Origin of the sequence: Roseburia sp. 1XD42-69 (genome assembly GCF_003612565.1) — a bacterium.
In the GTDB taxonomy this organism is placed as follows: domain Bacteria; phylum Bacillota; class Clostridia; order Lachnospirales; family Lachnospiraceae; genus Roseburia_B.
This window is the reverse complement of sequence record NZ_RAZG01000012.1, coordinates 38,769-61,859: the sequence shown is the minus strand read 5'-3', so window position 1 is coordinate 61,859 and position 23,091 is coordinate 38,769. Positions and strand designations below refer to the sequence as shown.

The window sequence follows — 23,091 nt, the reverse complement described above, 5'->3', positions numbered from 1 at the left end:
AATAATAACAGTATTGCTATATAGTATTATAACCAAGAATTTTACTTTTGCAAATTACTATTGCCAATTTTTTCAGAAACCGGGGTGCTCCGGGCATTCTATGGCTTATAGTGGAGCCATATTGTCATCTTTGCTGAAATTGAAGAGACAAAACATGTGAAAATTAACAAAAATTAGGTAAAACCAGTAATTAATTTGTTAAAAGTGTTGTACTAAAAGAACAGGTTATGCTATAATTTCTATATCTAAAATACAGATTTGGCGAGAGGTGAGCGACATGATTAGAAAAGAAATGATTGCCATGCTTTTGGCAGGCGGCCAGGGAAGCCGGCTGGGTGTTCTGACGGCGAAGGTAGCCAAGCCGGCAGTGGCATTTGGCGGTAAGTACCGCATTATTGATTTTCCCCTGAGCAACTGTATCAATTCCGGAATTGACACAGTGGGTGTTTTGACCCAGTATCAGCCCTTAAGGCTGAATTCCCATATCGGAATTGGTATTCCCTGGGATTTAGACAGAAATAACGGCGGCGTGACGGTTTTACCGCCCTACGAGAAAAGCGATAACAGCGAATGGTATACAGGAACAGCAAATGCAATTTACCAGAATTTAAGTTATATGGAAAGTTATAATCCGGAGTATGTTCTGATTCTCTCCGGCGACCATATCTATAAAATGGATTATGAGGTGATGTTAGACTTCCATAAAGAGCACAATGCGGATGTCACCATAGCAGCTATGCCGGTGCCCATTGAGGAGGCGAGCCGTTTTGGTATTGTGATAACAGATGAGGAAAAACAGATTACAGAGTTTGAGGAGAAGCCGGAACATCCCCGGAGCAATCTTGCATCCATGGGTATTTACATTTTTACCTGGAAAGTGTTAAGGGAAGCCTTAATCGCCATGAAAGACCAGGGGAACTGCGATTTCGGCAAACATATTATTCCCTACTGCCATGAGAAACAGCAGAGGCTCTTTGCCTATGAGTACAACAGTTACTGGAAGGACGTGGGAACCCTTGGCTCCTACTGGGAGGCAAACATGGAACTGGTGGATTTGATTCCCGAGTTCAACCTCTACGAAGAATACTGGAAAGTCTATACCAAAAGCGACAATGTGGAGCCCCAGTATCTCTCCGCTGATGCCATTGTGGAAAAGAGCATTATCGGGGAGGGGACAGAAATTTACGGGGAGGTCCGCAATTCTGTTTTAGGCGCAGGTGTTGTTGTGGGTAAAGGAACCGTAATCCGGGATTCCATTATTATGCAGGATACCAAAATTGGAGAGAACTGCGGCATTTATAAAGCGATTATTGCGGAGGACTGCAGCATCGGGGACAATGTGGAAATCGGAATCGGCGACGAAGCACAGAGCAAGTTAAACGACAAAATATATGCATTTGGGCTGGCAACTATCGGGGAAAATTCCTGCATTCCATCAAATGTAAAGATTGGCAAAAATACAGCGATTTCCGGCGTGACAGACAAATCAGACTATCCAGACGGTGTTCTTGCCGGAGGAGAATACATTATTAAGGCAGGTGACAGTAAATGAAGGCATTAGGAATTATTCTCGCAGGTGGTAACAATAAAGGGATGCATGAGCTCACAGCCCGCAGGGCGTCGGCCGCTATGCCCGTGGGAGGCAATTACAGGTGCATTGATTTTGCACTGAGCAATATGAGCAATTCCCACATCCAGACAGTGGCTGTATTGACCCAGTTTAATGCAAGAAGTTTAAATGAGCATTTAAGTTCCTCCAAATGGTGGGATTTCGGAAGAAAACAGGGGGGGCTTTACATTTTTACCCCAATGCTTACCTCAGAGAGCAGCGATTGGTTTCGGGGTACGGCAGATGCCATGTACCAGAACCTGGACTTCTTAAAGAGACGCCATGAGCCCTATGTTATCATCAGCAACGGGGACTGTGTCTATAAGGTGGATTACAACGCAATTCTTGATTACCATATTGAGAAAAAAGCGGATATTACCGTAATCTGCAAAGATATGCCGGCAAATGTGGATGTGAGCCGCTACGGTGTGGTAAAAATGAATGAGGATGCCAGAATCGTAGAGTTTGAGGAGAAACCTTTAGTGGCTTCCTCCAACACAATTTCCACAGGCATCTATATTATCCGCAGGCGTCAGCTCATTGAGATGTTAGAGAGATGTGCGGAGGAGGAGCGTCATGATTTTGTGACAGATGTATTGATCCGCTACAAGAACCTGAAGAGAATTTACGCTTACAAGATGGATACTTACTGGAGCAATATCTCTACGGTGGAATCCTATTATCAGACAAATATGGATTTCTTAAAACCGGAAGTGCGGAAATATTTCTTCCGGGATGAGCCGAAGATTTGCACAAAAGTGGATGATCTGCCCCCGGCAAAATACAATGCAGGCTCCGATGTAAGAAACAGCCTGGTAGCCAGCGGATGTATTGTAAACAGCAAAGTGGAGAATTCTATTTTGTTTAAAAAGGCATTTGTGGGAAAGAATTGTGTCATTAAAAATTCTATTATACTGAATGATGTGTATATTGGGGATAACACCCATATTGAGAATTGTATTGTGGAGAGCCGCAACACTTTAAGGGCAAATACTTACTATTGCGGGGATAAAGGCATTAAAGTTGTTCGGGAAGACAATGCAAGGTATGTAATGTAAGAAATAAGCTACAAGAGGACAAAGGGGGGACAGCGTATATGCAGATTACAGACGTTAGGATTCGCAAAGTAGAAAAAGAAGGTAAAATGAAAGCGGTAGTGTCTATCACCATTGATGAGGAATTTGTGGTACATGATATCAAAGTAATTGAAGGGGAAAAAGGGTTGTTTATTGCTATGCCCAGCCGCAAAGCTGCTGATGGGGAGTACAGGGACATTGCACATCCTATCAATTCTAACACCAGGGACAAAATTCAAAGTTTGATTTTGGAGAAGTATCAGGCCGAGATTCTTACCATGGAAGAATAACAAATCCGTTGTCTGTGATAGACAAAATCTGAAAATTACGTTAAAATAGTTAGCACATAAAACGTGCTAACTATTTCTTTGTGTGAAAAACCTGGAGGTAAAAAGATGTATGTAATTGCAGGGTTGGGAAATCCTACAAAACAGTATGAGAAAACTAGGCATAATGTAGGCTTTGATGTCATGGATGCCCTGGGGGAAAAATATAATATAAGGATAAAAGATAAGAAACACAAGGCCCTTTGCGGCAAAGGCGTTATTGCAGGGGAGCAGGTGCTTTTGGTAAAGCCCCAGACCTTTATGAATTTAAGCGGCGAGAGCATCGGGGAAATTTTAAGATTTTACAAATTAGAACCCCGGGAAAATTTAATTGTAATTTTTGACGATATCAATCTGCCTCCCGGGAATATAAGAATCCGGGGAAAGGGCAGCGCCGGAGGGCATAATGGCATCAAAAGCATTATACAGTGCTGCGGCAGCAGTGATTTCCCACGAATCAAAGTAGGGGTGGGAGAAAAGCCGGAAGGATGGGACTTGGCGGACTATGTGCTGGGACGCTTTTCCAAAGAAGAGCGGGCGTATGTTGAGGACGCTATCGAGGATGCCTGCCAGGCAGCAGAGTATATGGTAAAAGGCGAAATCAGCAAAGCAATGAATACCTTTAATGCGGGGAAACGGGAATAATATGAGAGCTTTTTTGGAACCTCTTGACAGGTTAAATGAAATTGAAAAATTAAATATATGTTTAAGAAAAGAGACGGGACTGCAGATGATATCCGGGTGTATTGACTCTCAAAAACCTCATCTGATATATGGCATTGGCAGAGAGTTTCCCTATAAAATTATAGTTACTTTTAATGAACAGCGCGCCAGGGAAATCTATGAGGAATACCTGTTTTTTGACCGGCAGGCCGTATATTACCCGGCAAAGGACATCCTGTTTTATCAGTCGGATTTAAGAGGGAATGTGCTCACCAGGGAGAGGATTCTGGCTTTAAAGCGCATTGCAGAGGGGGGCAGGGTTACTCTTATCACCACTTATGATGCCCTGATGAATAAAATGCCGGACCCAAACCAGTTTATCCAGGCGGTAAAGACTTTCCATGTGGGGGACGTGGTGGATTTATCTTCTTTCCGCCAGCGGCTTGTGGAAATGGGCTACGAGTCTGCCTTCCAGGTGGAAAGCGCCGGACAGTTTGCCATCCGGGGAGGGATTATTGACATTTTTCCCCTGACGGAAGAAAATCCTTACCGTATGGAACTGTGGGATGATGAGATTGATTCCCTGCGGACCTTTGACGTGGAGAGCCAGCGATCCATAGAGAATATGGAAAGCATTGAACTTTATCCTGCGGCGGAACTGGTTCTCACAAAAAAAGAGAAGGAGGAGGGGGTAGAGCGTCTGAAAAAGGACGGAGAGAAACTCTACGAGAGTTACCGCAGAGAGATGAAGACGGAGGAGGCTTATCGTGTGAAAACCGCTGTGGAGGAACTTGCAGAGAATGCACTCCAGGACGGGGCAGCAGGGCTTGACGCATACCTTTCTTATTTTTCCCAGGAATGTGTATCACTTTTGGATTATCTGAAAAGGGAAGATACCCTGGTATTTTTAGATGAAGCCCCCCGTTGCTTTGAGCGGGGCTTCATGACAGAGCAGGAGTTTTCCGAGAGCATGAAGCACCGGCTGGAAAAGGGATATATTCTTCCCGGCCAGATGGAGGCGCTCTATACCTGTCTGGAAATTGCAGGGCAGTTGGAACAGAGAAGAAGTGTGGCCCTATTAGCCCTGGAACAGAAAATAAAGGAAGTGACAGTCCGCAGCCGCTTTTTCCTCCAGGCAAGGACGATTAACGCCTACAATAACAGTTTTGAACTTTTGGTAAAGGACTTAAAGCAGTACAAGAAAAAGGGATATGGGGTGATTCTTCTCTCCGGCTCCAAAACCAGGGCAAAGCGCCTTGCACAGGACCTGATGGGGGAAGAGCTCAACTGTTTTTACTCCCAGGATTATGACCATATTGTGAAACCCGGGGAAATTATGACTTTGTACGGAAAAGTGAAAAGAGGATATGAATATCCCCTCCTGAATTTTGCGGTGATTTCCGAGAGTGATATTTTCGGGGCGGAAAAAAAGAAAAAGAAAAAAAGGCGTCTCTATGAAGGGGAAAAGATTGCCAGTTTTACGGAACTCTCCGTGGGGGATTATGTGGTGCATGAGAACCACGGCCTGGGGATTTACCGGGGAATCGAGAAGATGGAAGTGGAGAAAACCGTAAAGGATTATATTAAAATTGAATATGATAAAGGGGGAAACCTCTATATTTTGGCCACTCAGCTGGATATGATTCAAAAGTATGCGGGAGGGGATGCCAAAAAGCCAAAGTTAAACCGCCTAGGGGGCCAGGAGTGGCATAAGACTAAGACAAGGGTCAAAGGTGCAGTGGAAGAGATTGCCAAAGACCTGGTGGAACTCTATGCCAAAAGGCAGGAGAATAACGGCTATGTCTACGGGCCGGATACGGTGTGGCAGCGGGAGTTTGAGGAGATGTTTCCCTTTGAGGAGACGGTGGACCAGGAAGCTGCCATTGAGGCCACAAAGCGGGATATGGAGAGCAAAAAAATTATGGACCGGCTTATCTGCGGGGATGTGGGCTATGGAAAGACAGAGATTGCCATCCGGGCGGCCTTTAAGGCGGTGCAGGAGGGGAAGCAGGTGGTCTACCTTGTGCCCACCACTATTCTAGCCCAGCAGCACTATAATACCTTTGCCCAGAGGATGAAGGATTTTCCCGTGGAGGTAAATCTTTTGTGCCGTTTTAACACTCCGGGAGAGCAGAAAAAAACCATTACAGAGTTAAAACGGGGAATGGTGGATATCGTGATCGGCACCCACAGGGTTCTCTCAAAAGACGTGATTTTTAAAGATTTAGGGCTTTTGATTATTGATGAGGAGCAGAGATTTGGAGTTGCCCATAAAGAAAAAATAAAAAAGATGAAGGAAAATGTGGATGTCCTTACCTTAACGGCAACCCCCATTCCCAGAACTCTTCATATGAGCCTTATTGGAATCCGAGATATGAGCGTGTTAGAAGAGCCTCCCATGGACCGTCTTCCCATCCAGACCTATGTCATGGAGTACAATGAAGAGATGGTGCGGGAGGCCATTGCCAGGGAACTTGCCAGGGGAGGACAGGTTTATTATGTCTTTAACCGCATCAACCAGATTGAGGATGTGGCGGCAAAGGTTGCCTCTTTGGTGCCGGAGGCTGCGGTGCAGTTTGCCCACGGCCAGATGAAGGAGAAAGAACTGGAGAATATCATGTATCAATTTATCAATGGAGATATTGATGTTCTCATAAGTACTACAATAATTGAAACAGGATTAGACATTTCAAATGTAAATACGATAATCATTGCCGATGCAGACAATATGGGGCTTTCCCAGCTCTATCAGCTCCGGGGGCGGGTGGGGAGAAGCAGCCGCACCGCCTATGCATTTTTAATGTATAAAAGGGACAAAATGTTAAAGGAAGTGGCGGAAAAGCGCCTGGCGGCAATTAAGGAATACACGGAGCTTGGCAGCGGGTTTAAAATCGCTATGCGGGATTTGGAAATCCGGGGAGCCGGAAATCTTTTGGGGGTAAGCCAGCATGGTCATATGGAGGCTGTGGGCTATGACCTGTACTGTAAAATGTTAAACGAGGCGGTAAAACAGGCAAGGGGAACAAAAGTGGAAGAGAGTTTTGAGACTTCCATTGACTTGGATATCGACGCTTTCATTCCCCCTTCCTATATCCGGGATGAGACCCAGAAGCTGGATGTGTACAAACGGATTGCAGGTATTGAAAATGAGGAAGAGAAAGAAGAAATGTTGGAGGAGTTAATCGATAGGTTTGGGGATTTGCCAAAACCTGTGGAGAACCTTTTGATGATTGCGGAATACAAGGCAAAGGCCCACAGAGCCTATTTCACTGAGGTGGCCCAAAAGGGGGCTGAGATTCGGTTTACCCTTTTTGAGAGGGCAAAGGTGGATGCGGCAAAGATACCGGAATTTGTGGATTTGTACCAGGGGAAGATGAAATTTATTGCGGATAAGAAACTGCCCCTTTTTATTTATACTTTAAAATTAAATTCCAGACAGAAGGAGAGCCCTGTGGAAGTTGTGGAGCAGGTTCTTTATGACTGCAAGATGCTTACTGGAAGGTCCGGGGAAAAGAAGAATTTGTGAAAAGTCTTGCGGCATACAAAAAAAAGCACTATAATAGGTAAATGGCGGCAAAATTGTTTTAGAGAAGTATTAGGAGGAACCTATGAAGAATAAAGAGAGGGCGGCAAAGTTGTTTGCAGCTTTAGCCATAACGGGAATAACCTTAAGCGGATGCGGAAGTACCATTGATTCGGATGCGGTGTTTGCCACATTAGACGATACCACCATCACCATGGGAGTTGCAAATTTCACTGCAAAGTACCAGCAGGCAAATTACGATTCATTTTATACTGCTTATTTTGGGGAGGATATGTGGGAGAAAGACCTTTATGGAAACGGCAGTACTTTAGCCCAGGACGTAAAGAGAGATGTGGCGGACAGCCTGGAAAATATGTATCTCTTAAAGGCCCATATGGCGGAGTATCATGTGGAACTTTCCAAGGAGGAAGAGGCGGCTATAGAGAAGGCGGCAGATACCTTTCTTGCTGACAACTCAAAGGAAGCCATCAAGCAGGTTGGCGGGGAGAACAAAGAGGATATCCTTGAAGTTTTAAGGCTCTACACCATCCAGAGTAAAATGAGAAAAAGTATTGAGGATAGCGCAGATGTGGAAGTGACAGATGAGGAAGCGGCCCAGAGGAGTTTCAGCTATGTGGTAATTAGTACCACAGGAAAGTATGATGAGGAATCCAATTTAGTGGAATATACAGAGGAAGAAAAGGCCCAGTTAAGGGATAAAGCGGTGGATATCGCAGAGGCTGAGGATTTTGAGAAGGCCGTCACCGATGCAGGGTATACTGTGAGCAAAGAGTCTTACGGTTCGGCGGAAGATACGGATTCTTCTTTGAATAAGGAAGTTCTGGAAGCTGCGGATGGCTTAAAGGAGGGGGACATTTCCGGGGTAGTGGAGACAGAAAACGGCTACTATGTCCTGCGCTTGGACAGCGAGCATGACAAGGAAGCTTCAGAGGAGAAGAAAGAGGAGATTTTGTCCCAGAAAAAGAGCGATTATTATGAGGATGTCTTGTCCGGTTGGCGGGATGAGGCAAAATGGGAGATTAACGGAAAAGAGTGGGATAAAGTAACATTTAAAGACAGATTTACCGCAAAAGCAGACCCGGAGGATACCGAAGCACCGGCTGAGGAGGAGGGCTTAGATGCCACCGAGGGCGTGGAATTAAAATAGTTTGTGTCAGGAGCAACTTAAAAGTAAACAGTATGCTGCAATGAGAGTCCTCTTATTGCAGCATTTTTCACCGAGGGCTTGTATGAAAACAGGAGGACATTGTGAAAAATCTTTTGGTATACCTTAAGGATTATAAAAAAGAGTGCGTTTTGGCGCCTTTGTTTAAAATGTTAGAAGCCATTTTTGAACTTTTGGTGCCCCTTGTGATGGCATCTGTTATCGATGTGGGAATTGCAGAAGGGGACATTCCCTATATTATAAAAATGTGCCTGATCCTAATCCTTTTAGGCGTTGTGGGACTTATCAGCGCAGTGACGGCGCAATATTTTTCTGCAAAAGCGGCAGCAGGCTTTGGAACTGCTGTGCGCCATGGGCTTTTTGCCCATATACAAAAGCTTTCTTTTACCAGCCAGGACAAGCTGGGAGACGCCACCTTAATCACCAGAATGACAAGTGATGTAAATCAGGCACAGTCCGGTGTGAATATGGTGCTGCGGCTTTTCCTGCGCTCCCCCTTTATCGTGTTTGGGGCCATGGTGATGGCGTTTACCATTGACGTTTCCGGGGCGATGACATTTGTGGTTATTATCCCTCTTTTATCCCTGGTAGTTTTTGGGGTGATGGCAATAAGCATTCCCCTCTATAAAAAAGTTCAGGGAAAACTGGATGCCGTTACCCAGTGTGCCAGGGAAAATCTTACCGGGGTAAGGGTTATCCGGGCTTTTCACTTGGAGGAGCAGGAGATAAGTGAATTTGAAAAGAGAAATCAAGAGCTTACTGGAATGCAGATGTTTGTGGGAAAGATTTCCGGGCTTTTAAATCCTGTGACCTATGTGATGATTAATGCTGCCACAGCTTATTTGATTTACAAAGGGGCCCTGCAGGTGGACTTAGGGATTCTCACCCAGGGGGAAGTGGTTGCTTTGGTGAATTATATGGGGCAGATTCTTGTGGAACTGATAAAACTGGCAAACCTCATTGTGACTGTGACAAAGGCCATTGCTTGCGGCAACCGTATCCAGTCGATTTTTGAAGTTCCCCAGGGGGAGACGAGAGAGACACCGGCAGAAGATGCCGGGGGCAGCACCGGGGAGGAAATGGTGGTTTTTTCCCATGTGGGCCTTACCTATCAGGATGCGTCAGAGGAATCTCTTACGGAGATAAGCTTTACCGCCCGGCGGGGAGAGACTATAGGGGTAATCGGCGGGACAGGCTCGGGGAAATCGTCCCTGGTGCATCTCATTCCCGGTTTTTATCCCCACACAAAAGGCTCCATACGCATTGACGGAAAAGAGCTGGCTTCCTATGAGCCTGGGGAGCTTAGAAATAAAGTGGGAATTGTGATGCAAAAGGCGGTGCTGTTTCAGGGTACTATCCGGGATAATCTCTCCTGGGGCAGGGAAAATGCCACGGATGAGGAGATGCGGGAGGCATTAAAGACAGCCCAGGCTTTGGAGATTGTGGAGAAAAAGGAGGGGCTTGACACTTATGTGTCCCAGGGGGGCAAAAATTTTTCCGGGGGACAGAGACAGCGCCTTACCATTGCAAGGGCTTTGGTGAGAAAGCCGGAAATTTTGATTTTAGACGACAGCGCTTCCGCCCTGGATTATGCCACAGACGCAGCCCTGCGGAAAGCTATAGCCGGATTAAAGGAAAAGCCCACGGTGTTTATCGTGTCCCAAAGGGCTTCTTCCATTCAGTATGCAGATAAGATTTTAGTGCTTGAGGATGGGGAGCTGGCAGGGATTGGAACCCATGAAGAACTTTTGGATAGCTGTGAAGTATACCAGGAAATTTATTACTCCCAGTTTCCGGAAAAACAGAGTAAGGAGGGAGTCGTCAATGGCTAAAAACAAGACCCAGTGGGGAACAGTAAAAAAGCTCCTCGGCTATATTCGCAAATACACCTGGCTGATATTGGCGTCCTTGCTTTTTGCTGGGGTGTCCGCAGTGTTGACCCTCTATGTGCCCATTCTTACAGGCAGCGCCATCGACTGTATCGTGTCGGAGGGGAAAGTGGATTTTCCAGGAGTTTTCCAAACGATAAAAACAATATTAATTGTAGTTTTAATAACTTCTGCAGCCCAGTGGCTTTTAAATGTGTGCAATAACCGCATTACCTATCAGATTGTCAGGGACATGCGAAAAGATGCCTTTGCAAAAATTGAGATTCTTCCCCTGAAATATCTGGACACCAGGTCTTACGGAGAACTGGTCAGCCGGGTGATTGCCGATGCAGACCAGGTGGCAGAGGGGCTTTTAATGGGATTTACCCAGTTTTTTACCGGTGTTATCACCATACTGGGCACCCTATGCTTTATGGTCAGTATCCAGTACAAAATTGCCCTGGTGGTTATCTGCATCACGCCCCTCTCCCTTTTTGTAGCAAGCTTTATTGCAAAAAGAACTTATGTCATGTTTAAACGCCAGTCGGAGGCCAGGGGGGAGCAGACGGCTCTTATTGAGGAGACGATTGCAAACCAGAAAGTGGTCCAGGCTTTCGGACAGGAGGAGAAAGTACTTGTCCGCTTTGATGAGATAAACGAAAGGCTGCGGAAATATTCTTTGGAGGCAACATTTTTTTCTTCCATGACGAATCCCAGCACCCGCTTTGTAAACAGCCTGGTGTACACAGGGGTAGGGATTTTCGGGGCAGTGGCGGCGGTGATGGGACAAATCAGCGTAGGGCAGCTTGCCAGCTTTTTAAGTTACGCCAACCAGTATACAAAGCCTTTCAATGAAATTTCCGGCGTGGTGACAGAGCTTCAGAATGCCATCGCCTGTGCAGGGAGGATTTTAGAGCTTATTGAAGAGGAACCCCAGGTCAGCGACAGGGATGCAGGGGAACTTACGGGGGTAAAGGGAAATGTGAGCCTTTCCCATGTGGATTTTTCCTACACCAAAGGCCAGAATCTTATTGTGGATTTTAACCTGGATGTCCTTCCGGGGCAGCGGGTAGCTATTGTGGGGCCCACAGGCTGCGGAAAAACCACTTTAATTAATCTTTTGATGCGGTTTTATGATGTGGACGCCGGGGCGATCCAGGTGGAAGGGGAGGATATCAGGGATATTACAAGAAAGAGCCTGCGCTCTTCCTACGGTATGGTTCTCCAGGAAACCTGGCTCAGGGAGGGAACCATTTTTGACAATATCCGTATGGGGACGGATGCTTCCAGGGAGGACGTGATTCAGGCGGCAAAGGCATCCCATGCCCACAGTTTTATTAAAAGGCTCCCCAAGGGGTATGACACCTGGATTACCGAGGAGGGAGGGGGGCTCTCCCAGGGGCAGAAGCAGCTTTTATGCATTGCCAGGGTGATGCTTTCCCTGCCCTCCATGCTCATTTTGGATGAGGCTACCTCCTCCATTGACACGAGAACGGAAATAAAAATTCAGAAAGCCTTTGCAAAAATGATGGAAGGGCGCACCAGCTTTATTGTAGCCCACCGCCTCTCTACCATAAAAGAGGCGGATGTGATACTTGTGATGAAAGACGGCCATATTTTGGAGCAGGGAAACCATGAAAAGCTCCTTGCGGAAAATGGATTTTATGCCACATTGTACAACAGCCAGTTTGTGGCGGCGAAAGAGGCGGAATAGGGGATACTATGAAAAAAAGACAAAAGATAGAAGCAGGTTGTGTTGGCACCTTAGGGGCGCTATTTTTAGGGGCAGCCCTTACCCAGTATATCTCGTTGGGCCAGCCTTACTATGAAATTTACGTTGAGGGAGAAAAAATCGGCTCAATGCCCAAATCAGCGGATGTGGAAAAACTGATTCGGGAGGCAAAACGCAAGGCGATGAAAGATACAAAGGGATATATGTATCTCACCACTCAGGTGGATTATCAAATCAAGGATAAACTTTTTGAGCCCATGATGCCTGTGGAAGAGATGGAACAGCAGGTGGCGGAGAAATTAAAACAAAATAAAATAAACGAAAAAATTTCTGCTTATACCGTTACTACTGAAGATTTTTCTGCAAATTTTGCCACGGAGGAAGAGGCCATGGCCTTTTTGGAGGGGGTAAAAAACCATACGGAGGGGGGCGGTGATTTTTACGTGCGTTTTCGGAAGCCTGCAGGGTATGAGGGGGCTTTTATGGCGGATATACAAAAAGAATCCCAGGAGATGCATGGAAATGACCTTTTTGCAGGGATAAACGCCCAGTTGCTAGACATGGAAAAAGAAGTTTTTGATGAAAAAAACTACCAGGAAAAGACAGGTATTCTGGCTATGGATTTTGCAGATACTGTTTTTGGATATGAAAATGTGGTGAGAAAAGAGGAACTGGCGGATGCTTCCGCCTCTGTGGAAGAGGTAACAAAAGAAAAAGAAACGAATACAATATATGTAGTAGAAGCAGGAGATTGTTTATCTATCATTGCAGAAAAATTTGAGACTTCCGTAGATTCCATTATGAGCCTTAACGAACTCTCCGGGGAGGATGCGCCGGTTTATACGGACCAGGAACTGATTGTGGCGGTGCCAAGGCCGGACATTTCCCTGAAAGTGTCCCAGGGTATCGTATATGAGGAAACCTACGAGGCAGAGGACCAGGTGATAAAAAATGACGGCTGGTATACGAACCGCAGGGAAGTGCGCCAGGAAGGTGCGGAAGGCCTAAGAAGAGTCAATGATATTGTGGTAAGTGAGAATGGAATTGAAATTTCCAGAATTACAGAACATACCCAGATTCTCAGGGAGGCGGTGCCCACGATTGTGGAGGAGGGGACCATTGTGCCTCCAAGCTATATCAAGCCTTTGGGGGGAGGAAGGTTTACCTCCGGTTACGGCAGCAGATGGGGAAGAATGCACAAAGGCGTGGATTGGGCAACTCCTATCGGTACAAATGTGTATGCCTCAAGCGGGGGGACTGTGTCCATCGCCGGGGCAGTGAGAGGATATGGATATGCGGTTTATATCAATCATCCTGACGGAAGACAGACCAGGTATGGTCATTTGAGTAAGGTGCTGGTATCTCCGGGACAGCATGTGGAGCAGGGGCAGAGTATCGCCTTAAGCGGAAATACGGGACGTTCCACAGGACCCCATGTACATTTTGAAATATTAATTAACGGTTCTCAGGTGAATCCATTGGACTATATCCGATAGATGTGGTATACTAATGCTGATTGAACAGCTTATATTGTTACCAAATTATTACACATGTTACATATACAGAAAATTCTTGACAAAAGAATTGTATAGTTACTATAATTAATGTTTGTATGTGAATTCTATAGTTAAGCATAGAGGTGCGATATGGATCAGTATATTATTAAGGGTGGGAATCCGCTGGTTGGAGAAGTTGAGATAGGGGGAGCCAAGAATGCGGCTCTTGCTATTTTGGCAACGGCAATTATGACGGATGAGACCGTTACAATAGAGAACCTTCCCGATGTGCGGGATATCAATGTAATGCTCAATGCCATAGAGGGCATTGGCGCCATGGTGGAGCGGGTGGATGCCCATACTGTAAAAATCAACGGCTCCATGATTAGTAATCTGACGGTGGCCTATGAGTATATTAAAAAAATCCGTGCGTCTTATTATCTTTTGGGTGCCCTTCTTGGAAAATACAAAAAGGCGGAGGTTGCCCTTCCAGGGGGATGTGATATTGGAAGCCGGCCTATCGATTTGCACTTAAAAGGTTTTCGCGCCCTGGGAGCAGCGGTGGATATTCATCATGGGCTGATTTCTGCGGTTGCAGACACTTTAAGGGGAACGCATATCTATCTGGATAAGGTTTCTGTGGGAGCTACTATAAATATTATGATGGCGGCAGCAATGGCAGAGGGAAAAACCACCATTGAAAATGCAGCCAAGGAGCCCCATGTGGTGGATGTGGCCAACTGTTTAAACAGCATGGGGGCAAATATCCGGGGCGCCGGTACAGATGTGATTCGTATTTCCGGGGTGGAGCGGCTGCACAAGACAGATTACTCCATTATTCCCGACCAGATTGAAGCGGGCACATTTATGTTTGCGGCGGCAGCCACCAGAGGGGATGTGACGGTAAAAAACGTGATTCCCAAGCATTTGGAGGCCACCACGGCAAAATTAATTGAAGTGGGATGTGAGATAGAAGAATTGGACGATGCAGTGCGGGTAGTGGCCTCTAAGCCCCTGCACCACACCCAGGTGACGACTCTGCCCTATCCAGGATTTCCTACCGATATGCAGCCCCAGATGTCTGCTGTGCTGGCGATATCAGAAGGAACCAGCACCATAACCGAGAGTATTTTTGAAAATAGATTTAAGTATGTGGATGAGCTCACCCGTATGGGGGCTTCCATAAAAGTGGAGAGCAATATTGCCATTATCACTGGAATTGAAAAATATACAGGGGCCAGGGTAAGCGCTCCGGACCTTCGGGCGGGAGCTGCGCTGGTGATTGCAGGACTGGCGGCCGAGGGGATTACCATTGTGGACGATATCTATTATATTGAGCGGGGATATGAGAGTTTCCATGAAAAACTGGAAAGCCTGGGAGCTCAGATTGAGAAAGTTTCCACGGAAAAAGAGATTCAGAAATTTACATTGAAAGTGTCTTAACAGAGAAAATCACAGAAAAAAAACCGTTTGAAAAATTTTCAAACGGTTTTTCTATGTAAATTAAAGCAATGATTGTATGCTCAGATTTGGGGTGCGGGACAAATCCACGCAGGAGCCGTCGCTTAACTGGACAATAGGCCGTGACAGCTGTTTGTTTAAGAAAATAATATCCCCCGCCCTTCCGTCGTTTAACAGGATGCGGTTTTTCTGGTAGGCGTTGGCAATCTTCTCTAAAAACTTCAAAATATACTTGGGATGGTACTTCTGCAGTCCCTCTTTCTCAAAAGCGGCGATAACCTGGAAGGGACACAGGGGCGCCCGGTAAGAGCGGGCAGCCGTCATGGCGTCATATACATCCGCCACAGCAATCATCATGGCAAAATCGTCAATATCGTTTCCCTGCAATCCCTGGGGATATCCGCTGCCATCCAGCCTTTCGTGGTGCTGGAGAGCGGCCAGTTTTACCCGGGGGTCAAGGAAATCGTCGGGATATGCGGATAAAAGGTCGTAACTTAACTTGGGATGGCTCTTTACCAGAGCAAATTCCTCGTCTGTGTATTTTCCAGGTTTGTTTAATACCTCCGGGGGAATTTTTGCCTTGCCCACATCATGGAGCAGGCCTGCCAGCACCAAGAGCTGTATTTCCTCCCTGGGGAGCTTTAACCATTTGCCGAAAATCCCAGAAATCAGCCCTACATTCATAGAGTGGGCGTAAATGCTGTCGTCCACAGAGCGCATATTGTGGAGCATATCAAACATTTCTATGGAACTTTTCACCCCGTCGATAAGGGGAAAGGCAATTTCACAGAGCATATCTTTGTCAAAAGCACCGCTTTGGTTGATAACAGGGGCAAGCCCTTTCGCCAAATCATCTATAGCCTTTGTATATTCAAACTGGAAACGCTGAAAACCGGCGGAACTCTTAATTCTCTGGGAATATGCAGGATTCTGTGCATTTCCCTTTGGAATATTAGGTGCTTCCGCAGCCTCCGGGGCTTTGGCTGTCTCCGGAACCTCTGCCGCGGCGGGTTCATCATCCTGTATCTCAATACTGGGGATGCCGCATGAATTAATCTGTGCAATTAAGTGGTGAGTCAGGGAAACCCCTGCGTCTGCAACAAACTGACCATCCTTTGTCTTTACCGGAAGGGCAGTAATCATCCCCTCTTCTAACTGTAACGTTCTAACAACATGCATTTTAATAATCCTCCCTGATTGTCAGCCAAACTTCAACTTGAAAACATAGGACAACCAACTATATATTAAAATTATAAAACATAATTCTCAAAGTGGCAATGAAAACTTAAGAAAAATTGTGAAAAAGTTGGGAAAAGTTTGCAATAGTTCTTGACAAAGGCATAGAAATGGTGTAGTTTAATCTCAAACAGGAGCCTGTAAAAATTGAATAGTAGAACCTCTCTTATTCAGAGTGATGGAGATACATAGGATCTGTGAAGTCACGGCAACCCCAGTTACTGGAAGGTGCCAACCTGAGCGAGTGAATCGAGCAATAAGAGGAATTGGTTTATTTGTAATAATATCAATCCGCTTATTTGTTAAGCGGTTTTTTTATGCACACGGACACCCAGAGGAAAAATGTAAGCATAGTAAAGGAGAAAATAAAATGGAAAAAAGATTATTTACCTCAGAGTCAGTTACGGAAGGACATCCGGATAAAATATGCGATGCTGTTTCAGATGCAATCTTAGACGCCTGCATGGCCCAGGACCCTATGAGCCGGGTGGCATGCGAGACGGTGACATGTACAGGATATGTGCTGATTACCGGGGAGATTACCACGAAGGCAAATGTGGACTTTTCCGCTATTGCCAGAGATACGGTGGTGGAGATTGGCTACGACAGCTCTGAAAAGGGATTTGACGGAAATACCTGCGCTGTTATGGTGGCTGTGGACAAACAGTCCCCGGATATCGCCATGGGCGTGGATAAGGCCCTGGAGGCAAAAGAGAGCAAAATGACGGATGCCCAGATTGATGCTATTGGAGCTGGGGATCAGGGAATGATGTTCGGCTATGCCACCAATGAGACAGAAGAATATATGCCCTATTCCATCTCACTGGCACATAAGCTTACCAGGCAGCTCACAAAAGTCCGCAAAGACGGTACCCTTACCTATCTGCGGCCGGACGGAAAATCCCAGGTGAGCATTGAGTATGATGAAAATGGAAAACCTGCCCGCCTGGAGGCAGTGGTTATTTCCACTCAGCATGATGAGAAAGTAACCCAGGAGCAGATACATAAGGATATTAAAGAGCATGTGTTAAATCCTGTGCTGCCAAAAGATCTTTTAGATGAAAACACAAAATATTATATTAACCCTACCGGGCGGTTTGTAATCGGAGGCCCTCAGGGGGATGCAGGTCTTACGGGACGCAAGATTATTGTGGATACCTACGGAGGGGTTGCCCGCCACGGCGGCGGTGCATTTTCCGGTAAGGACTGTACAAAAGTAGACCGTTCTGCAGCATATGCAGCCCGCTATGTGGCAAAAAATATTGTTGCGGCAGGTTTGGCAGAGCGGTGTGAAATTCAGCTTGCATATGCTATCGGCGTGGCACAGCCCAATTCTATTATGGTGGAGACTTTCGGCACAGGAAAACTGCCGGAGACAAAGCTTGTGGAGATTATCCGGGAGAATTTTGACCTGCGCCCTGCAGGAATTATCAAAATGCTGGATCTTAGAAGACCCATTTATAAGCAGACCGCTTCCTATGGACATTTTGGGAGAAATGATTTAAACCTTCCCTGGGAGGCCCTGGACAAAGTGGATGAACTGAAAAAATATTTATAAGGGTTTATGAAAAATTTAGAAAATATTTTGTTTTTTTAGTGGGATTCTGAACTTTTCATGATATAATGTGTCGTAGGGATTCATTTATCCCTGCGACTTTTTTCTGGCAGAGGAAATGGTTATGAAATTAAAGACAAGGCTCACGATTTCGTTTTTTATCATTATGTTTGTACCTATCGTGCTGGCGGGGTTTACCTTTATGTGCTTCTGGAAAGTACAGATTAAAGCTTTGGAACAGACCTATGGGTTTGACGATTCCGACTACAGTTATCTTATGAACTCCGTACAGCTCTTAAACCGTTATACCATAAAAGATTACGGCAATCTTACGGAGATTGCGGAAAATTATCCTGACAGGCTTTTAGACGAGGAGTACCAGATAAGGCTGAATCAGGAATTGCAGAAGAAATATTCCTACCTTATTATCCGAAGGGAGGATAGAATTATTTATAAGGGCAATGACGCATCATTGCTTGAGGGCAGCAGCCTTCCGGACTACGGGGAAAATGACTGGCATGACAATTCTGCCATGTATATGGACGGAAAAGAACAGGCCCTGATTAAACAGGTGGATTTCCGCTTTTCCAGCGGGGAGGAAGGCAGCGCTTTTATTGTCACCAACGCATACGAACTTCTGCCGGAGATGAAAAGGCTGGCCTTTGATGTGTTTATCTCTGTTTTTTTGATTCTCTTATGTACGGCGGCAATGCTGATTATCTGGATATACGGCGGCATTATCCGGCCCTTAAAGAAACTGGAAGCGGCCACGGTGAACATACAGCAGGGCAATCTGGACTTCACTATTGAGGGGGAGGGCAACGATGAAATCAGCGAACTGTGCTCCAGTTTCGAGGAGATGCGCAAGCGTTTAAAGGAATCCGCAGAACAGCAGATGACCAGCGAGCGGGAAAATAGAGAGCTAATCAGCAATATTGCCCATGATTTAAAAACGCCTATCACCACGGTAAAAGGGTATTCGGAAGGGCTTTTGGACGGCGTTGCGGACACGCCGGAAAAACAGGAGAAGTATCTGCGCACCATAAACAATAAGGCAAATGAAATGGATGCTCTCTTAAATGAGCTTACCCTTTATTCCCAGATTGATACCAACCGTATTCCATATAATTTTACAAAACTCAACGTGTCAGAGTATTTCAATGACTGCGTGGAGGAGATAAGTATGGATTTGGAGTCCAAAAATATTGGGCTTACCTACTTTAACTATGTGGATAACCATGTGCTGATTATCGCAGATCCGGAACAGCTGCGCCGGGTGGTGAATAATATTATCGGCAATTCTGCAAAATACATGAAAAATAAACGGGGCCAGATTAACATCAGAATAAAAGATGTGGGGGATTTTATACAGGTTGAGATTGAAGATAACGGAAAAGGCATTGCGCCAAAGGATCTGCCCTATATCTTCGAGCGGTTTTTCCGGGGGGATGCCTCAAGAAATTCCGCCACAGGGGGAAGCGGCATCGGCCTTTCCATCGTGAAAAAAATTGTGGAGGACCACGGGGGGAAAATCTGGGCGACTAGTAAAGAATCTGTAGGTACGGTGATGTATTTTGTGATTCGGAAATATCAGGAGGCCATAAGAGATGAGTAAAATTTTGATTATTGAGGATGAAGTAGCCATAGCGGAGCTAGAAAAGGATTATCTGGAATTAAGCGATTTTCAGGTGGAAATTGAGAGCCAGGGAGATATGGGCCTGGCCCGGGCATTGGGGGAAGAATTTGACCTGTTTATTTTAGATTTGATGCTTCCAGGTCTGGACGGGTTTGAAATCTGCAAAAAAATCCGGGAGGTAAAAAATACCCCAATCCTTATGGTATCGGCCAAAAAAGAGGATATTGATAAAATCCGGGGGCTGGGCATCGGCGCAGATGACTATATTACAAAACCTTTTTCACCCAGTGAGCTTGTGGCAAGGGTGAAAGCCCATCTGGCCCGGTATGAAAGACTTATTGGCAGCAGCCAGGCGGAAAATACCATGATTGAAATCAGGGGGATTAAAATTGACAAAACGGCCCGGAGAGTGTGGGTCAATGATGAGGAAAAACCCTTTACCAGCAAGGAATTTGACCTCCTTACATTTTTGGCGGAAAATCCCAACCGTGTGTTTACCAAGGAGGATTTGTTCCGGGAAATCTGGGAGATGGAGTCTGTGGGGGATATTGCCACAGTGACGGTCCACATTAAAAAAATACGGGAAAAAATCGAGTTAAATTCCTCAAAACCCCAGTATATTGAGACAATCTGGGGGGTGGGATACCGATTTAAGGTGTAGGCATATGGATGCAGTGATATATGAGGATGACGAAGTTCTTATCCTTCACAAAAAAAGCGGGATACCGGTTCAGACAAAAAGGGCCGGGGAAAAGGACATGGTAAGCTTACTGAGAAATTACCGGGCAGAGAAAGGGGAAGAACCCTTTATCGGTCTTGTGCACAGGCTGGACCAGCCGGTGGAGGGGGTCATGGTTTTTGCGAAAAACAGGCAGGCTTTGTCCTTCTTAAACAGGCAGGTTTTACAGGGAAAGCTGGAAAAGCATTATCATGCCATAGTGTGTTTGCAGCCGGGGGAAAGGGTGAAAACCGGGGAAAATTACACGCTCACGGATTATCTAATCAAAGATGGAAAGAACAACTGTTCTTTTGTGGCGGAGCCTTCGGCTCCCAGGGCCAAAAAAGCTGTGCTCTCCTACCGCTTTTTAAAACAGAGAGAAGGATTGGCAGAAGTTCTGGTGAAGCTTCACACAGGAAGGCATCACCAGATACGGGTGCAGATGAGCCATGGGGGATATCCCCTGGCAGGAGACAGGAAATACGGCGGTGACAGGGCCTTACAGGCAGCAGAGGGAAACCACATTGCCTTATGTGCGGCGAAAATTGGTTTTATCCATCCTAAAACATTAAAAAAAATGGAATTTTCTGTGCTGCCTGAAAATCCAATTTTTAGAAAGCTTAAAGATTGAGGATAGAAAACATAAAATTACATATAATTTTCCCATAAAATAATACATGGAAGAAGAAAAATGGGAAAAAAATTTTTGAAACTATTATTACTGGTTGGCGCAGTCTATCTGGGGATGAAATATATCTTTCCCATAGTACTGCCCTTTTTTATTGCATTGATACTTGCCAGGCTGCTCTATCCCCTGGCAAGGAAGACGGAAAAATTTTGTAAGGGAAACCGGGCATTTTCCAGAAGCCTGGTATATATTTTGTTTTTGCTGGCCCTGGGGCTTATCTGTGCAGGGCTTTTATACCTGTGTTACCGCATGGGAAGCGGCTGTGTCCGCCATTTCAATTTTATTGTGGAAAAAGTGCAGGTATTTTCCGGGGAGTGCTGCAGAAAGGTGGAAGAAATCAGCGGCTTGGCCGCGGATGACGTGGGGGAAAAAGTCGGGGATATGGTAAAGGGAATGTCAAACGGGGCCGTGGAAATTTCAAAAGAGGCGGGAGCCTGCATCTTATCCTTTTTGGCAAAAGCCCTTGTAACTCTTGTGGCGGCATTTTTAATACTCCATGAATATGAGTATGTGTTTCGCCTGTTTCAAAAAACCTGGGCGGGGCAGAAGGCTTTTGAGATCCTTCGGAATATGAAAAGTGCCTTTGGGGCGTATCTTAAGGCCCAGATTATCATTATGGGCATTATTACTTTCATCTGCGTGGCTGGGATGTTTTTAACAGGTACAAACTATGCCCTGGCTGTGGGAATCTTTATCGGGATTTTTGACGCCCTGCCCTTCCTTGGGACAGGCACCATACTTGTACCCTGGACTTTTATGGATTTGCTGATGGGGCGTTATCTTGCCGGGGCGGGACATTTTTTGATTTATCTTTTGTGTACCTGTGTCAGGCAGTTTTTAGAACCCAGGCTGGTGGGGAAAACACTGGGGGTTCCACCCCTGTTTGTGCTTATGAGCCTGTATATTGGGATACAGGTGTACGGGGGAGCCGGGGTCTTGCTTGGGCCCATATCTGCACTGTTAATCTATGAAATATGGCTGATAAACAGAGAGAAAGAAGGGGCGTGACAGCCTCTTTTATTTTTCTGTTGACAAATGCGACCATACTGTATATACTGTGTAATAACAGTATAGGAGGTATGAGCTTGGAAATTATAATTAGAAATTCCAGTGACCAGCCCATCTATGAACAGATTTACGCACAGATAAAGGATATGATTTTAACAGGGGTTTTGACAGAAGGGGAAATGCTTCCCTCTATACGGGGACTGGCCAAAGATCTGAGAATCAGCGTCATTACAACAAAGCGTGCCTATGATGAGCTGGAACGGGCCGGGTATGTGAACACCGTAGGGGGGAAAGGCTGTTTTGTGGCGGAGACAAACAGGGAGCTGATACGGGAGGAGCACTTAAAAGAAATAGAGGCGCACATGAGTGAAATTGTAAAGCTGGCTAAGTCCTGCGGGTTAAAAAATGATACCCTGGTGGAAATGTTTAAGCTTTTAGAGTTGGAAGAATAACAGGAGGAAAAGATATGAATGCAATAGAAATGAAGCATGTTTCTAAAACTTATGGTTCTTTTGCCATAAAGGATTTGAATCTCACACTGCCGGAAGGCTGCATTATGGGTCTGGTGGGGGAAAACGGCGCAGGAAAGAGCACCACCATCAGGCTTTTGATGCATTCCGTTACAAAGGAGGCCGGGGAGATAAAGGTTCTTGGGGTGGACAATACATCCAAAGAGTTTCTGGGTGTGCGGGAGGATGTGGGCGTTGTACTGGACGAGGCGTATTTTCCCGAGGTTTTAAACGGCTGGGATGTAAATAAAATTATGAAGCACACATATAAAAACTGGGAGGAAGAAACTTTTTTCCGCTATTTAGATCAGTTTCATGTGGAACGGCAAAAGAAGTTTAAAGACTATTCTAAGGGAATGAAAATGAAGCTTGCCATTGCAGTGGCCCTTTCCCACAAGGCTAAGCTTTTGATTTTAGATGAGGCTACCGGCGGCCTTGACCCCATTGTCAGGGATGAGATTCTTGATATTTTTAATGAGTTTACAAGGGAGGAAGGCCACTCGGTGTTAATTTCATCCCACATCGTAAGCGACCTGGAAAAAATTTGTGATTACGTGGCGTTTCTCCATAAAGGGGAGATCATACTGCATGAGGAAAAAGACAGGCTGCAGGAAATTTACGGTATTCTGCGCCTGGGAAAAAGGGAGGCGGAAGAAATTCCGGAGGAGGCAGTCGTTGGTGTCCGGGATAATGGGTATTTCAAAGAAATCCTGGTTAAGCGGGAGTTTTTACCAGAAAATTACCCCATTGAGCGGGCGGGAATGGAAGATATTATTTTGTATCTGGCGAAAGGAGAATAGG

18 protein-coding genes and 1 riboswitch are annotated in these 23,091 nt (G+C 45.7%); of the genes, 17 read left to right on the top strand and 1 reads right to left on the bottom strand.

Going from position 1 to position 23,091, the window contains the following annotated elements; translation table 11 throughout:
• Nucleotides 1-277 precede the first annotated feature (277 nt).
• The 10 genes from D7Y06_RS08305 (at nt 278) to D7Y06_RS08260 (ending at nt 14,922) form a co-directional block, all read left to right on the top strand.
• Nucleotides 278-1,552 carry a glucose-1-phosphate adenylyltransferase gene (locus D7Y06_RS08305; protein WP_120407339.1) on the top strand — a complete coding sequence of 425 codons (1,275 nt, stop codon included), beginning with the start codon at nt 278-280 and terminating at the stop codon, nt 1,550-1,552.
• A complete protein-coding gene (gene glgD, locus D7Y06_RS08300; RefSeq protein ID WP_120407338.1) occupies nt 1,549-2,667 on the top strand; it encodes a glucose-1-phosphate adenylyltransferase subunit GlgD in 1,119 nt (372 codons plus the stop codon). The genes D7Y06_RS08305 and glgD overlap by 4 nt, the downstream gene beginning before the upstream one ends.
• 38 nt (nt 2,668-2,705) lie before the next feature.
• The gene (spoVG, locus tag D7Y06_RS08295) at nt 2,706-2,975 is read left to right on the top strand and encodes a septation regulator SpoVG (protein WP_120407337.1); all 270 of its coding nucleotides are present in this window, start codon (nt 2,706-2,708) and stop codon (nt 2,973-2,975) included.
• Nucleotides 2,976-3,080: 105 nt separating this feature from the next.
• A complete protein-coding gene (pth, locus tag D7Y06_RS08290; protein WP_120407336.1) occupies nt 3,081-3,656 on the top strand; it encodes an aminoacyl-tRNA hydrolase in 576 nt (191 codons plus the stop codon).
• A 1-nt stretch (nt 3,657) separates the two neighbouring features.
• Nucleotides 3,658-7,200: a transcription-repair coupling factor gene (gene mfd, locus D7Y06_RS08285; protein WP_120407335.1), complete on the top strand. Its 3,543-nt coding sequence runs from the start codon at nt 3,658-3,660 to the stop codon at nt 7,198-7,200.
• A gap of 82 nt (nt 7,201-7,282) precedes the next feature.
• A complete protein-coding gene (locus tag D7Y06_RS08280) occupies nt 7,283-8,365 on the top strand; it encodes a peptidyl-prolyl cis-trans isomerase (protein ID WP_120407334.1) in 1,083 nt (360 codons plus the stop codon).
• Nucleotides 8,366-8,466: 101 nt separating this feature from the next.
• Nucleotides 8,467-10,215, top strand: a complete 1,749-nt coding sequence (locus D7Y06_RS08275) for an ABC transporter ATP-binding protein (RefSeq protein WP_120407333.1) — start codon at nt 8,467-8,469, stop codon at nt 10,213-10,215.
• Nucleotides 10,208-11,965: an ABC transporter ATP-binding protein gene (locus D7Y06_RS08270; RefSeq protein ID WP_120407332.1), complete on the top strand. Its 1,758-nt coding sequence runs from the start codon at nt 10,208-10,210 to the stop codon at nt 11,963-11,965. The genes D7Y06_RS08275 and D7Y06_RS08270 overlap by 8 nt, the downstream gene beginning before the upstream one ends.
• An 8-nt stretch (nt 11,966-11,973) precedes the next feature.
• On the top strand, nt 11,974-13,479 hold the full coding sequence (locus tag D7Y06_RS08265) for a M23 family metallopeptidase (RefSeq protein WP_120407331.1): 1,506 nt from the start codon (nt 11,974-11,976) through the stop codon (nt 13,477-13,479).
• A 150-nt stretch (nt 13,480-13,629) separates the two neighbouring features.
• Nucleotides 13,630-14,922 carry a UDP-N-acetylglucosamine 1-carboxyvinyltransferase gene (locus tag D7Y06_RS08260; protein ID WP_120407330.1) on the top strand — a complete coding sequence of 431 codons (1,293 nt, stop codon included), beginning with the start codon at nt 13,630-13,632 and terminating at the stop codon, nt 14,920-14,922.
• A 60-nt stretch (nt 14,923-14,982) separates the two neighbouring features.
• Here D7Y06_RS08260 and D7Y06_RS08255 read toward each other — a convergent pair whose 3' ends face one another.
• Nucleotides 14,983-16,119 (bottom strand): HD-GYP domain-containing protein, encoded by a 1,137-nt coding sequence (locus D7Y06_RS08255; RefSeq protein WP_120407329.1) that lies wholly within the window; start codon nt 16,117-16,119, stop codon nt 14,983-14,985.
• 220 nt (nt 16,120-16,339) lie between these two features.
• Nucleotides 16,340-16,439: riboswitch (SAM riboswitch) on the top strand.
• Between the two features lie 107 nt (nt 16,440-16,546).
• On the opposite strand from D7Y06_RS08255, the gene metK reads away from it, so the two are divergent.
• From metK to D7Y06_RS08220, 7 genes are all read left to right on the top strand, one after another.
• Nucleotides 16,547-17,734 (top strand): methionine adenosyltransferase, encoded by a 1,188-nt coding sequence (gene metK, locus D7Y06_RS08250; protein WP_120407328.1) that lies wholly within the window; start codon nt 16,547-16,549, stop codon nt 17,732-17,734.
• A gap of 121 nt (nt 17,735-17,855) precedes the next feature.
• Nucleotides 17,856-19,346 (top strand): sensor histidine kinase, encoded by a 1,491-nt coding sequence (locus tag D7Y06_RS08245; protein WP_120407327.1) that lies wholly within the window; start codon nt 17,856-17,858, stop codon nt 19,344-19,346.
• Nucleotides 19,339-20,028, top strand: a complete 690-nt coding sequence (locus tag D7Y06_RS08240) for a response regulator transcription factor (RefSeq protein ID WP_120407326.1) — start codon at nt 19,339-19,341, stop codon at nt 20,026-20,028. Before D7Y06_RS08245 ends, D7Y06_RS08240 begins: the two co-directional genes overlap by 8 nt.
• A gap of 4 nt (nt 20,029-20,032) precedes the next feature.
• The gene (locus D7Y06_RS08235) at nt 20,033-20,716 is read left to right on the top strand and encodes an RluA family pseudouridine synthase (protein ID WP_120407325.1); all 684 of its coding nucleotides are present in this window, start codon (nt 20,033-20,035) and stop codon (nt 20,714-20,716) included.
• A gap of 60 nt (nt 20,717-20,776) precedes the next feature.
• Nucleotides 20,777-21,781 (top strand): AI-2E family transporter, encoded by a 1,005-nt coding sequence (locus tag D7Y06_RS08230; RefSeq protein ID WP_120407324.1) that lies wholly within the window; start codon nt 20,777-20,779, stop codon nt 21,779-21,781.
• A 77-nt stretch (nt 21,782-21,858) separates the two neighbouring features.
• Entirely contained in the window at nt 21,859-22,233 is a 375-nt protein-coding gene (locus D7Y06_RS08225) for a GntR family transcriptional regulator (protein ID WP_120407323.1), read from the top strand.
• Nucleotides 22,234-22,247: 14 nt separating this feature from the next.
• Entirely contained in the window at nt 22,248-23,090 is an 843-nt protein-coding gene (locus D7Y06_RS08220) for an ABC transporter ATP-binding protein (protein WP_120407322.1), read from the top strand.
• Nucleotide 23,091 lies beyond the last annotated feature (1 nt).

Coding starts and splice junctions, on each gene's coding strand:
- D7Y06_RS08305 (WP_120407339.1), top strand. CDS start 278: ATGATTAGAAAAGAAATGATTGCCATGCTTTTGGCAGGCGGCCAGGGA.
- glgD (WP_120407338.1), top strand. CDS start 1,549: ATGAAGGCATTAGGAATTATTCTCGCAGGTGGTAACAATAAAGGGATG.
- spoVG (WP_120407337.1), top strand. CDS start 2,706: ATGCAGATTACAGACGTTAGGATTCGCAAAGTAGAAAAAGAAGGTAAA.
- pth (WP_120407336.1), top strand. CDS start 3,081: ATGTATGTAATTGCAGGGTTGGGAAATCCTACAAAACAGTATGAGAAA.
- mfd (WP_120407335.1), top strand. CDS start 3,658: ATGAGAGCTTTTTTGGAACCTCTTGACAGGTTAAATGAAATTGAAAAA.
- D7Y06_RS08280 (WP_120407334.1), top strand. CDS start 7,283: ATGAAGAATAAAGAGAGGGCGGCAAAGTTGTTTGCAGCTTTAGCCATA.
- D7Y06_RS08270 (WP_120407332.1), top strand. CDS start 10,208: ATGGCTAAAAACAAGACCCAGTGGGGAACAGTAAAAAAGCTCCTCGGC.
- D7Y06_RS08265 (WP_120407331.1), top strand. CDS start 11,974: ATGAAAAAAAGACAAAAGATAGAAGCAGGTTGTGTTGGCACCTTAGGG.
- D7Y06_RS08260 (WP_120407330.1), top strand. CDS start 13,630: ATGGATCAGTATATTATTAAGGGTGGGAATCCGCTGGTTGGAGAAGTT.
- D7Y06_RS08255 (WP_120407329.1), bottom strand. CDS start 16,119: ATGCATGTTGTTAGAACGTTACAGTTAGAAGAGGGGATGATTACTGCC.
- metK (WP_120407328.1), top strand. CDS start 16,547: ATGGAAAAAAGATTATTTACCTCAGAGTCAGTTACGGAAGGACATCCG.
- D7Y06_RS08245 (WP_120407327.1), top strand. CDS start 17,856: ATGAAATTAAAGACAAGGCTCACGATTTCGTTTTTTATCATTATGTTT.
- D7Y06_RS08240 (WP_120407326.1), top strand. CDS start 19,339: ATGAGTAAAATTTTGATTATTGAGGATGAAGTAGCCATAGCGGAGCTA.
- D7Y06_RS08235 (WP_120407325.1), top strand. CDS start 20,033: ATGGATGCAGTGATATATGAGGATGACGAAGTTCTTATCCTTCACAAA.
- D7Y06_RS08230 (WP_120407324.1), top strand. CDS start 20,777: ATGGGAAAAAAATTTTTGAAACTATTATTACTGGTTGGCGCAGTCTAT.
- D7Y06_RS08220 (WP_120407322.1), top strand. CDS start 22,248: ATGAATGCAATAGAAATGAAGCATGTTTCTAAAACTTATGGTTCTTTT.